Annotated in this window: 10 protein-coding genes; 3 read left to right on the top strand and 7 right to left on the bottom strand. The window is 60.4% G+C overall.

From position 1 onward, the window contains the following. Positions 1 to 3: 3 nt before the first annotated feature. The 3 genes from ACM6IM_RS29040 to kdgD form a co-directional block, all read right to left on the bottom strand. Positions 4 to 1,362 carry an MFS transporter gene (locus ACM6IM_RS29040; protein WP_192309625.1) on the bottom strand — a complete coding sequence of 453 codons (1,359 nt, stop codon included), beginning with the start codon at positions 1,360 to 1,362 and terminating at the stop codon, positions 4 to 6. 158 nt (positions 1,363 to 1,520) lie between these two features. Further along, a complete protein-coding gene (locus tag ACM6IM_RS29035; protein WP_192309623.1) occupies positions 1,521 to 2,966 on the bottom strand; it encodes an aldehyde dehydrogenase family protein in 1,446 nt (481 codons plus the stop codon). Positions 2,967 to 3,041: 75 nt separating this feature from the next. Then, positions 3,042 to 3,953, bottom strand: a complete 912-nt coding sequence (kdgD, locus tag ACM6IM_RS29030) for a 5-dehydro-4-deoxyglucarate dehydratase (RefSeq protein WP_007981458.1) — start codon at positions 3,951 to 3,953, stop codon at positions 3,042 to 3,044. 327 nt (positions 3,954 to 4,280) lie between these two features. Here kdgD and ACM6IM_RS29025 point away from each other — a divergent pair, with 327 nt between their 5' ends. After that, positions 4,281 to 4,658 (top strand): hypothetical protein, encoded by a 378-nt coding sequence (locus ACM6IM_RS29025; protein ID WP_192309621.1) that lies wholly within the window; start codon positions 4,281 to 4,283, stop codon positions 4,656 to 4,658. Between the two features lie 53 nt (positions 4,659 to 4,711). Here ACM6IM_RS29025 and ACM6IM_RS29020 read toward each other — a convergent pair whose 3' ends face one another. The 4 genes from ACM6IM_RS29020 to ACM6IM_RS29005 form a co-directional block, all read right to left on the bottom strand. Next, a complete protein-coding gene (locus ACM6IM_RS29020) occupies positions 4,712 to 5,461 on the bottom strand; it encodes a FadR/GntR family transcriptional regulator (RefSeq protein WP_192309618.1) in 750 nt (249 codons plus the stop codon). Between the two features lie 88 nt (positions 5,462 to 5,549). Further along, positions 5,550 to 7,277: an ABC transporter ATP-binding protein/permease gene (locus ACM6IM_RS29015; protein ID WP_414866990.1), complete on the bottom strand. Its 1,728-nt coding sequence runs from the start codon at positions 7,275 to 7,277 to the stop codon at positions 5,550 to 5,552. Between the two features lie 97 nt (positions 7,278 to 7,374). Beyond that, a complete protein-coding gene (locus ACM6IM_RS29010) occupies positions 7,375 to 7,935 on the bottom strand; it encodes a response regulator transcription factor (RefSeq protein ID WP_192309614.1) in 561 nt (186 codons plus the stop codon). Then, positions 7,928 to 9,190 carry an ATP-binding protein gene (locus tag ACM6IM_RS29005; protein ID WP_192309612.1) on the bottom strand — a complete coding sequence of 421 codons (1,263 nt, stop codon included), beginning with the start codon at positions 9,188 to 9,190 and terminating at the stop codon, positions 7,928 to 7,930. The genes ACM6IM_RS29010 and ACM6IM_RS29005 overlap by 8 nt, the downstream gene beginning before the upstream one ends. A 253-nt stretch (positions 9,191 to 9,443) precedes the next feature. On the opposite strand from ACM6IM_RS29005, the gene ACM6IM_RS29000 reads away from it, so the two are divergent. Then, positions 9,444 to 10,160: an SIMPL domain-containing protein gene (locus ACM6IM_RS29000; RefSeq protein WP_414866989.1), complete on the top strand. Its 717-nt coding sequence runs from the start codon at positions 9,444 to 9,446 to the stop codon at positions 10,158 to 10,160. 463 nt (positions 10,161 to 10,623) lie between these two features. Beyond that, complete coding sequence (locus ACM6IM_RS28995; RefSeq protein ID WP_414866988.1) at positions 10,624 to 12,249, top strand: ABC transporter substrate-binding protein; 1,626 nt, start codon at positions 10,624 to 10,626, stop codon at positions 12,247 to 12,249. Positions 12,250 to 12,366: the final 117 nt, after the last annotated feature.

The following is a 12,366-nucleotide window of genomic DNA, read 5'->3' as shown; positions in this document are numbered from 1 at the left end:
TCCTCAGGAATGCGCTTGGGACAATTTAGTGGCTTCAGGACCGCTGACCGGTGGCTCTTTGAGCACCACACGTTTGATCGGACCTACGATCACCAGATAGCTGAACACCGCAACCAGCGCGTTGCAACCGACAAATACCAGCGCCCATTTGAACGAACCGGTGGAGCTGATGATGTAACCGATGACGATCGGGGTGGTGATCGACGCGAGGTTGCCGAAGGTGTTGAACAGGCCACCGCTCAAACCGGCGATCTGTTTCGGCGAGGTATCGGATACCACCGCCCAACCCAGTGCGCCCACGCCTTTGCCGAAGAATGCCAGGGCCATGAAGCCCACGACCATCCATTCGACTTCCACGTAGTTGCACGCCACGATGCTGCTGGAAACCAGCAGGCCGGCAATGATCGGCGCCTTGCGGGCGAAGGTCAGCGAGTGGCCCTTGCGCAGCAGGTAGTCGGAGATCACGCCGCCGAGGACACCACCGATGAAGCCGCAGATGGCCGGCAACGAGGCGATGAAACCGGCCTTGAGGATGGTCATGCCGCGCTCCTGCACCAGGTACACCGGGAACCAGGTCAGGAAGAAGTAGGTGATGCCGTTGATGCAGTATTGGCCCAGGTATACGCCGAGCATCATGCGGTTGGTCAGCAACTGACGGATGTAATCCCACTTCGGACCGTCGGACTTCTTGCCCTTCTGGTCCATGTCGACCATGCCGCCGTTCTCGGAGATGTGCTTGAACTCGGCATCGTTGATCCGTGGGTGTTCACGCGGGCTGTAGATCACTTTCAGCCAGACCAGCGAGAAGATGATGCCCAGGATCCCCATGACGATGAACACGTGTTCCCAGCCGAAGGAGTAGACGATCCAGCCCATCAGCGGCGCGAACAGCACGGTGGCGAAGTATTGCGCCGAGTTGAAGATCGCCGAGGCCGTACCGCGTTCAGCGGTCGGGAACCACGCTGCAACGATGCGCGCGTTGCCAGGGAAGGACGGCGCTTCGGCCAGGCCCACCAGGAAGCGCAGCATGAACAGCGCAACCACTGCCGTGGACATGCCGAATTCACCGACGAAGCCTTGCAGCACGGTGAACAGCGACCAGGTGAAGATGCTCAACGCATAGATTTTTTTCGAACCGAAACGGTCCAGCAGCCAGCCACCGGGAATTTGCCCGGCCACGTAGGCCCAACCGAAAGCGGAGAAGATGTAACCGAGGGTGACCGCGTCAATGCCGAGGTCTTTTTGCAGGCTGGAGCCGGCAATGGCGATGGTAGCCCGGTCGGCATAGTTGATCGTGGTCACCAGAAACAGCATGAGCAGGATCAAATAGCGGACGTGAGTCGGCTTTTGGGTGGCTTGCATGTAGATGTACTCCCACTGATTATTTTTATGCGGGTAATAACGATGTCGTCTGTGCAGCGGCGGGCTGGCTCGCGATGGTCGTCAACGAAGACGCGGGGCGGTTACACCGCGGATCTGGACCATCGCGAGCAAGCTCGTTGCTGCGGGTATTGCGTGTATCAGGAACCGATGTAGGCAGTTTTCACTACGGTGTAGAACTCTTGCGCATAGCGGCCCTGCTCGCGCGACCCATAGGACGAACCTTTGCGCCCACCGAACGGAACGTGGTAATCCACGCCGGCGGTTGGCAGGTTGACCATCACCATCCCGGCCTGGGAGTGACGCTTGAAGTGGTTGGCGTACTTCAGGGACGTGGTGGCGATGCCCGCCGACAGACCGAACTCGGTGTCGTTGGACATGGCCAGCGCGGCCTCGTAGTCGGCGACGCGAACAATGTTGGCCACCGGACCGAAGATTTCTTCACGGCTGATGCGCATCGACGCTTCGCTGTCGGCAAACAGTGTTGGCGCGAGGAAGTAACCTTCGGTATCGCAAGTCACCAGACCGCCACCACTCACCAGGCGAGCGCCTTCGGACTGGCCGATGTCGATGTACTTCATGTCCTGCTCAAGTTGCGCTTGCGAAACCACCGGACCGATATCGGTGCCGGCCTTCAGCGCGTGACCGACCTTGATCGACTTCATGCGCTCGGCCATGGCTTCGACGAACTTGTCGTGAATGCCGGCGGTGACGATCAGGCGGCTCGACGCGGTGCAGCGCTGGCCGGTGGAGTAGAACGCGCTCTGTACCGACAGCTCGACCGCTTGCTTGAGGTCGGCGTCGTCGAGAATGATCTGTGGGTTCTTGCCGCCCATTTCCAGCTGGACCTTGGCCTGGCGCGAGACGCAGCTGACGGCGATCTGACGACCGACGCCCACCGAACCGGTGAAGCTGATGCCGTCGACTTTCGGGCTATTGACCAGTGCATCGCCAACCACGCGACCGCTGCCCATCACCAGGTTGAACACGCCGGCCGGGAAGCCTGCGCGAGAAATGATTTCCGCCAGGGCCCAGGCACAGCCCGGCACCAGGTCGGCAGGCTTGAGCACCACACAGTTGCCGTAGGCCAGGGCCGGGGCGATTTTCCACGACGGGATGGCGATCGGGAAGTTCCACGGCGTGATCAGACCGACCACGCCCAGCGCTTCGCGGGTGACTTCAACGTTGACGCCCGGGCGCACCGACGGCACGTAGTCACCGGACAGGCGCAGGCATTCACCGGCGAAGAACTTGAAGATGTTACCGGCGCGGGTGACTTCGCCGATGGCTTCAGGCAGGGTCTTGCCCTCTTCCCGGGCCAGCAGGGTGCCGAGCTCTTCGCGACGGGCGAGGATTTCAGTGCCGACTTTGTCCAGGGCGTCGTGACGTGCCTGGATACCGGAAGTGGACCATGCCGGGAAAGCGGCACGTGCGGCGTCGATGGCGGCATTGACCTGGGCCAGGTCAGCCTTGGCGTAGTCGCCGATGTTGTCGCTCAGCTCGGACGGGTTGATGTTGGCCGAATAATCGGCACCGGCAACCCATTCGCCGTTGATGTAGTTGTCGTAACGTTTTGCAGTGGCCACGGGACCGCCCTCGAAATAAAGAGACTTCACGCAAAAGGCCGCTGAATACTCAGCGGCCTCCTTGCATCGAATGTTTTATTGCGCACCTTGCTTGTCGATCAGCGCGGCGAGCATTTCGTACTCCTCGCCGGTCAGGTCGGTCAGTGGCGCACGCACAGGACCTGCGTCATAGCCGGCAATTTTTGCACCCGCCTTGACGATGCTCACCGCGTAGCCGGCTTTGCGGTTACGGATGTCCAGGTATGGCAGGAAGAAGTCGTCGATGATCTTGCCAACGGTGGCGTGATCTTCACGCGCAATGGCGTGGTAGAAATCCATCGCGGTTTTCGGGATGAAGTTGAACACCGCCGAGGAGTAGACCGGCACGCCCAGCGCCTTGTAGGCAGCGGCGTAGACTTCGGCGGTCGGCAGACCACCCAGGTAGCTGAAGCGATCGCCGAGGCGACGACGGATCGACACCATCAGTTCGATGTCGCCCAGGCCATCCTTGTAACCGATCAGGTTCGGGCAGCGCTCGGCCAGACGCTCGAGCAGCGGAGCGGTCAGGCGGCATACGTTACGGTTGTAGACCACGACGCCGATGTTGACCGATTTGCACACGGCTTCAACGTGGGCGGCAACGCCGTCCTGACTGGCTTCGGTCAGGTAGTGCGGCAGCAGCAGCAGGCCCTTGGCGCCCAGACGCTCGGCTTCCTGTGCGTATTCGATGGCTTGACGGGTCGAACCGCCGACACCGGCCAGGATCGGCACGCTGGTGGCGCAGGTGTCGACGGCGGTCTTGATGATTTCCGAGTATTCGCTGGCGGCCAGGGAGAAGAACTCACCGGTGCCACCTGCGGCGAACAGGGCCGAAGCGCCGTACGGGGCAAGCCACTCAAGACGTTTGATGTAGCCAGCGCGGTTGAAATCGCCCTGGGCATTGAAATCGGTAACCGGGAAGGACAGCAGACCGGCAGAGAGGATGGACTTCAGTTCTTGTGGATTCATTATTCGAACACCCTGGGTAGCAACGTTTTTGTGTGAGGAAATCGTTCAGCCTGCGCTGAAGTTGTAGGTCATCGTACAACTTAAAAAACAACCGTCAACTGCATTTCATCGTCAGCGTGAAAATTTCTGCCACAAATCGGTTCGCCGGCCGCGATTCGCACCACTCTGGAGCCTTGTCCAGAGCGCCTCGGCGCTTGTCAGCGCGGCAACGAATGCCCGTCGAAATTTTCCGAAAAACATCGTGAACGGCGAACCGGCAGGCCATCACCTAGAGTCAAACGACGTCACGAATGGATCGTGGCGCCCAATGAGATGGAGTACTCGAAGATGTGTTTTCCTTCACCCGTGTTGCCCCAGTTCCCCACCGACCCTCGTGATCAGGTCGCTACCGTGACATTGTCGAGCCTGACGGATGCATTGATCGTGCGCGTGCGCGATCCGCACGATATTCCGCCGAACTGGGAGCTGTACCCGATCCTCGGCCCGGACCCGGATGAGCCGGAGTGGCACGGCGAGGATGAGCCGGCCGGTGTCTGGGACGAGACGACTGACGAGATGGTCGAACTGACGGGGATAGAACTGCAGATCCCGAAGACCGACCTGGAGCCGTATCTCGGCACTCAGGTCGCGCTGCGCTACAAGTTCCGGGACGAGTCGAGCCTGGAGTTGTCCTCGGATGTGCTGCTGATGCGTATTGAGCCCTGAAACCGGGGCCCTACGCGGATCGTTCCCGGTTCCAGGGAACGATCCTCTGACACTCAGCCGCGCTGTGCTTCAGCCTCTTCGTGCGCATGACGCAAGCGCTCGCGGCTGTTGGTCAGGTGCAAGCGCATGGCGGCCCGCGCCGCATCGGAATCCTGGCGCGCAATCGCGTCGTAGATTTCTTCGTGCTCACGGCTCAGCCGGCTCATGTAGTGCTGCTGGTCATCATGGGCCAGGCGTGCCGAATTGAGGCGCGTACGTGGAATGATGCTGGCCCCCAGGTGCGTCATGATGTCGGTGAAATAGCGGTTGCCGGTCGACAGCGCGATTTGCAGGTGGAACTGGAAGTCCGAGGCCACCGCATCACTGGCATGGGCCGCGCTTTCGTTGAGGGCATCCAGCGCCGCCCTCATCAGCGCAAGCTGTTCGGGGTTGCGGCGTTGCGCGGCAAGGCCGGCGGACTCGACTTCGAGGCTGATGCGCAGCTCCAGGATCGCCAGCACATCACGCAGCGTCACCACCGTTGCCGGATCGATGCGGAAACCACTCGGGCTCGGGGTGTCGAGCACGAAGGTGCCGATACCGTGGCGGGTCTCCACTTGACCGGCCGCCTGCAAGCGGGAAATCGCTTCGCGCACCACGGTGCGACTGACACCATGGGCGTCCATGATCGCCGACTCGGTGGGTAACTTGTCACCCCGCTTGAGGTGACCGTCGCGGATCTGCTCGGACAGCACCGTCACCAATTCCTGTGCGAGGCTGCGGCGCTTGCGCGGGAGGCGTGGAGCTTCGATCGGGTTTTCCATGGTGAACGTCTGTCTCGAAAGTTCGGCTGAAACTGCATCATAGCGCAACACGGTTGTACGATCACCCCGCCCTGCGGGGCGGGGATGTTCAGGCGGTCACGGTCTGTTCCACAAGGTGTCCATTATCGATACGAACATGCCGCGGATGGAAGCGTTTCAGGCTGCTGCGATGCCCGACGCTGACGATGCTCAACCCCGGAATCTCATCGATCAACGCCTGGTACAGCGACGCTTCATCCTCTTCGTCCATCGCCGACGTGGCTTCGTCCATGTACAGCCATTGCGGCGCGTACAGCAAGGCACGGGCGAAGGCCAGCCGCTGCTGCTCACCCGGCGAGAGCATGCGCTGCCAGTGATTGGCTTCATCCAGGCGCGCGACCAGGTGCGGCAAGCGACAGGTTTCCAGCACCTGGACATAGCGCTCGTGCGGGTAAGTGTCGCCGGCCTGTGGATAACTCAGGGCTTCACGCAATGTGCCAATCGGCAGATAGGGTTTTTGCGGCAGGAACAGATAGCGCGTCGCCGGCAGACGAATGCTGCCATGGCCGGCCGGCCACAGATGTCCCATCGCCCGCAGCAGCGTGGATTTGCCGCTGCCCGAACGACCACTGAGCATCACACGCTCGCCCTGCGCCACGGTCATGTCGGCGTCGGTCAGCAAATGACGACCGTCGGCGAGGTCGAGTCCCAGGTTGCGCACCTGCAACATGGCGCCGGCATTCTGCACATCGATGGCCGGCGCGCGCTCTTCGTTGTCGGTCATGGCCTGACGGAAACTCAGCAGGCGATCACAGGTGGCGCGCCATGAGGCGAGGCTCTGGTAGGCGCTGATGAACCAGCTGAAACTCTCCTGCACGTTGCCGAACGCCGAACTGATCTGCATCAGCTCACCCAGTTCGATCTTGCCGGCAAAGTAGCGCGGGGCGGCGACCATGAACGGGAAGATGATGGCGGCCTGGCTGTAACCGGCGGTGAAGAACGTCAGACGCTTGGACACTTTCATGATGTCCCAGAAATTGTGCCAGACCAGCCCGAAACGGTCGCTCAATCGCCGGTTCTCATTGGGCTCGCCGTTGTACAGCGCAATGCTCTCGGCGTTCTCGCGAATACGCACCATGGAGAAACGCAGGTCGGCCTCGAAACGTTGTTGCTGGTTGTTCAGGCCGATCAGGCGACGACCGATCAGATGCGTCAGCCAGCTGCCCACGACGGCATAGACCAGCACGCACCAGAACATATAGCCGGGAACGGTGAAACCAAACACTTCGATGCTGCCCGACACGCCCCACAGAATGATCGAGAACGACACCAGGCTGACAATGTTGCGCAGCAGGCCAATGCCCAGCTCCAGGGTATTGGAGGTGAAGTTGTTGAGGTCCTCGGAGATCCGCTGGTCCGGGTTGTCGGTGTAACCGCCCTGCTCCATCTGGTAGTAGTTCTTGTGGCCGAGCCAGCGGCTGAAGTGCCGCTCGGTCAACCAGGCCCGCCAGCGAATGGTCAGCATCTGGGTCAGGTAAAGCCGGTAGACCGCGCCGACAATCGCCACCGCGGCGATCCCGCAGAAATACAGGATCAGGCGCCAGAAGGCCGCCTCGTCCTTTTGTTGCAGGGCGTTGTAGAAATCCTTGTACCAGGTGTTGAACCACACCGAGATCCCCACGCTGAGCAGCGACAATGCAATCACCGCGATCAGCAGCGTCCAGGCCTTGGCTTTCTCCTCACTGCGCCAGTAGGGCGTGATCATCGCCCAGACTTTGCGAAAGAACTGCCCGCGCACAGCATCGTTGACCGCGGAATACTCAGCGTTCTGATTCATGAAAAAGGCTCGATAAAGAAAAGAACACGCACGAACCGATCATAGATGATCGGCTCGATTTGTCGCGAGATGTGTACGTGGTCCGTTCAGCGCAGGTTCAGCGGCGAACGGGGCGCTTCTGCAATTTGCGCTGCAAGGTGCGGCGGTGCATGCCCAGGGCCCGGGCAGTGGCGGAGATGTTGCCTTCGTGCTCGGTCAGCACGCGCTGGATGTGCTCCCATTGCAGGCGATCCACCGACATCGGGTTTTCCGGCACCAGGGTGTCGAGGTCGGCGTGCTCGGACAGCAACGCGGCCAGCACGTCATCGGCATCCGCCGGTTTGCACAGGTAGTTGCAGGCACCGCGCTTGATCGCTTCGACCGCCGTGGCAATGCTCGAATATCCGGTGAGGATCACCACGCGCATTTCGGGGTCGAGCTCGAGCAGTTTCGGCAACAGCACCAGGCCCGAGTCGCCGTCCATTTTCAGGTCCAGCGCGGCGTAGTCGGGGATGTCGGACTGAGCGATGGTCAGGCCTTCCTCGGCGGAACCGGCGGTGGTGACGCGAAAACCACGGCGAGCCATGGCACGCGCCATCACGCGGGTGAACGTGGCGTCGTCATCTACCAGCAGCAAATGCGGCAGTTCTTCGCCTTCGACTTGGATCTCGTCACTCATGTTCATCTCCTCGGGCAACACGGGGCAGGCGCAGCTCGGTGAGCGTGCCGCCTTCCTCATGACTGTAGAGTTTCACCGAGCCGCCGGCGCGTGTCACGCTGGCCTTGCTCAAAAACAGGCCGAGGCCGAAGCCTTTGCCCTTGGTGGTAAAAAACGGTTTGCCGATCTGCTCGGCAATGGCCAACGGCACACCGGCGCCATGGTCGCGGATGCTGATGGTCAGGTCTTCCTCATTCCAGTCCAGCGTCACTTGCAGCCCTTCGGGGCAGGCATCGGCGGCGTTGTTCAAAAGGTTCAGCAGCGCCTGGGTCAGGTCAGGCGGCGGCGCAACGCGCGGCACCAGCCCCTGGCCCAGGCGCTGGAAGCGGTAACTGGCTTCGGGGCGCATCAGGTGCCAGCGATTCAGCGCTTCATCGAGCCAGTCGGTGACGTATTGCGTCTCGACCGCCATCCGGCGATTGGCCTCGGCGGCGCGCACCAGTTGCTGCAAGGTCTGCTTGCACAGCATGACCTGGTCCTGCAGCACGCTCAGGTCCTCCTGCAACATCGGGTCGTGATGGTCCCGGCGCATTTCCTTGAGCAGCACGCTCATGGTCGCCAGCGGCGTGCCCAGTTCGTGGGCGGCGCCGGCAGCCTGCGTCGCGACAGCCAGCAGTTGCTGATCGCGCAGCCCTTCTTCGCGGCGGATGGCGCGCAGCTCTTCCTGGCGGCGCAGTTCTTCGGCCATGCGCGCGGCAAAGAAGGTGATCACCGCGGCGGCCAGGGCGAAACTCAGCCACATCCCGTAAACCTGCAGGTTTTCCCGAGCAATCGGGAAGGTTTGCAGCGGGTAGAAGCGCGCCAGCAGCAGGGTGTACATCGCCAGTGCGATGCCCGACAGAATCAGCGAATAACGCCATGGCAGCGTGACGGCGGCGATGGTCAGCGGCACCAGGTAATAGGACACGAAGGGGTTGGTCGAACCGCCGGAGAAATACAGCAGGGCACTGTGGATAAACAAGTCGCACGCCAGCTGCACGGCGTATTCAAGCTCCGTCACCGGCCAGGTGGTGCGCAGGCGAATGGCGGTGAAGGCGCACAGCAGCATCGAGCAAATGAGGGTCGCCGCCAGCTGGAACCAGGGCAGTGGCAACAGGTCGAGCCAGTAGGCCAGGCCCACGGAACCGGCCTGGGCAGCCAGTACCAGAATGCGGATGAACGTCAGCCGCCAGAGGTTCTGGCGCGTCGCAGAAGTAATTTGAAAAGGGACGAGCATGAGCTCTCCTGATGAGCGCTCCAGGCGAATCGTACGGAGTATAACCAACCACGGAGGCTGACAGGCGAAAGTGCGGCAAACAGCCACATGGCAGGAATTGCCCTGGCGTCTATAAGACAGGCCCTGCTTGCTTGCCTGCGATGCTGGCATCTGTATAGAAGTTGTAACTGGGCGAACCGGATCAATAAAGCTAGAGTCTGATGGTTTCACGCAGGCTCGGACTCAACCCCTGCGCATTGCCCAAGGAGCTTTCATGCACACTTTCCGCCGCAGCGCCGCCCTTCTCGCTCTCAGTGCCGGCACCGTTGCCAGCCTCCCGGCACTGGCTGCCGACGAACTTCACTACAACCAGATTTCCCTGCGCGCCGAAGTCAGCCAGGAAGTGGCTCGCGACCTGATGATCGTGACCCTCTACACCGAAGAGCAAAACACCGATCCTGCCAAACTGGCCGCAACCGTCAGCACCACCATGAACAAGGCGCTGGACCAGGCCAAACAAGTCAAGGACATCACCCTGCGCCAGGGCAGCCGCAACAGCTACCCGATCTACGACGCCAAGGGTCAGAAAATCACCGGTTGGCGCGAACGCGCCGAACTGCGCCTGGAAAGCACCGACTTCGCCGCGCTGTCGAAGCTGACCGGCGAGCTGCTGACCGACCTGAAAATGGGCGGCATGGACTTCGCCATCGCCACGCCGACCCGCAAGGCCAGCGAGGACACACTGCTCAAGGAAGCCGTGACCGCCTTCAAGGCCCGCGCGCAACTGGCCACCGATGCACTGGGAGGCAAGGGCTACAAAATCGTCAACCTGAACCTCAACAGCAACGGCTACCCGCAACCCTACATGCGCGCGCCAATGATGATGAAAGCCGCGAGCATGGACAGTGCGCCGGTCACCCCGGAAGTTGAAGCCGGAACCAGCCAGGTCAGCATGACGGCCGACGGGTCGATTGAAGTGCTGCTGCCTTGACTCGATAACCCGAAGGCGAAAAAGGCGATCACCCGGTGATCGCCTTTTTTTTGCACCAGCGTCTATGCTGGATCTGCCACCGATAAAGTCCTACCGCAAAAAACGACCTGAGTTGCACTGAGTGCAACTCAAAGGCAGGGGACACTTTCAGTGCAACGATAACCACTCCCATTATCCCCCCACACTACGGGGTTTAAATAGGTAACACCCTCGCCCCAGCCGTGGGCAACCCGAGGATTTCGCGCACCAAAAAAGTGCGCAAGTCAGCCCAGAAAAGCAACGCGCAAACGTTCAAATGCATCAAAATTATACAAATGCGACATTAAGGTACGTTCGTGCCACCGTTTCAGGCTTGTAACGACTCGGGATATTGCATTGGGTACAGCCCCTGCATAAGTATCCGCAGGCACGACTCACAAGGTCGTCCTCACATTCAAAAATGACAACAAATCATGAGGCCACCATGCTCAAACACGCGGTCATTCCGTTTTTAGTCGGCGCCAGCCTCCTGGCTAGCGCACCCTTCGCTCAAGCTGCGACTAACCTGGTGTTCTGCTCCGAAGGGAGCCCGGCCGGTTTCGATCCAGGTCAATACACCACCGGAACCGACTTCGACGCCTCTGCAGAAACCATGTTCAACCGCCTGACTCAGTTCGAGCGTGGTGGCACCGCCGTCATTCCTGGCCTGGCAACCAGCTGGGACGTCTCCCCTGACGGCCTGACCTACACCTTCCACCTGCGCGACGGTGTCAAGTTCCACACCACCCCGTATTTCAAGCCGACTCGCGAATTCAACGCCGACGACGTGCTGTTCACTTTCAATCGCATGCTGAACAAGGACGACCCGTTCCGTAAGGCGTACCCGACTGAATTCCCGTACTTCACCGACATGGGGATGGACACCAACATCACCAAGGTCGAGAAAGTCGACGACAAGACCGTCAAGTTCGTCCTCAAGGACGTTGATGCCGCGTTCATCCAGAACATGGCCATGAGCTTCGCCTCGATCCAGTCCGCCGAATACGGCGCGAAACTGCTCAAGGACGGCAAGGCCCCGGACATCAACCAGAAGCCGATCGGCACTGGCCCGTTCGTGTTCAAGAGCTACCAGAAAGACTCCAACATCCGCTACACCGGGAACAAGGACTACTGGAAGCCTGACGACGTCAAGATCGACAACCTGATCTTCGCCATCACCACCGACCCGTCGGTGCGTATCCAGAAGCTGAAGAAGAACGAGTGCCAGGTCACCCTGTTCCCTCGTCCGGCCGACCTGAAGGCGCTGAAAGAAGACAAGGACCTGAAGATGCCTGACCAGGCAGGCTTCAACCTTGGCTACATCGCCTACAACGTGATGGACAAGATCAAGGGCGACGACAAGCCAAACCCGATGTCCCAGCTGAAAGTGCGCCAGGCCATGGACATGGCGGTCAACAAGCAGCAGATCATCGATTCCGTGTATCAGGGCGCCGGCCAACTGGCAGTCAACGCCATGCCGCCGACCCAGTGGTCCTACGACACCACCATCAAGGATGCCAAGTACGATCCTGAGAAAGCCAAGGAGCTGCTCAAGGAAGCGGGCGTCAAGGAAGGCACCGAGATCGTTCTGTGGGCCATGCCGGTACAGCGTCCGTACAACCCGAACGCCAAGCTGATGGCAGAAATGCTGCAGTCCGACTGGAAGAAAATCGGTCTCAACGTGAAGATCCAGAGCTACGAGTGGGGCGAGTACATCAAGCGCTCCAAGGGTGGTGAGAACGGCGCGATGCTGATTGGCTGGAGCGGCGACAACGGTGACCCGGACAACTGGCTCAACGTGCTGTTCGGCTGCGACTCGCTTGCAGGCAACAACTTCTCCAAGTGGTGCGACAAGAAGTTCGACGACATCGTCAAGCAAGCCAAGCGTACTTCGGACCAGGCCAAGCGCACCGAACTGTACAAGCAGGCGCAACACGTCCTCAAGGACGCTGTTCCAATGACACCTATCGCTCACTCGACGGTGTTCCAACCCATGCGCACCAACGTGCAGGACTTCAAGATCAGCCCATTTGGCTTGAACTCCTTCTACGGCGTCAGCGTCAGCAAGTAAGGTTTGACGGCGGCGACGTTCCTGACGTCGCCGCCGTTTTATCTGCCGGCAAAGTAGGAAATTACCTACATAAAATTCCGCCGAGTACCACGTCAGCGGTGCCGGACGCGTTGACCT

Source organism: Pseudomonas sp. IT-P12 (assembly GCF_949767465.1).
GTDB lineage: Bacteria > Pseudomonadota > Gammaproteobacteria > Pseudomonadales > Pseudomonadaceae > Aquipseudomonas.
Note: the sequence above shows the minus strand (reverse complement) of the source record. Positions and strands in the feature narration are given on the sequence as shown.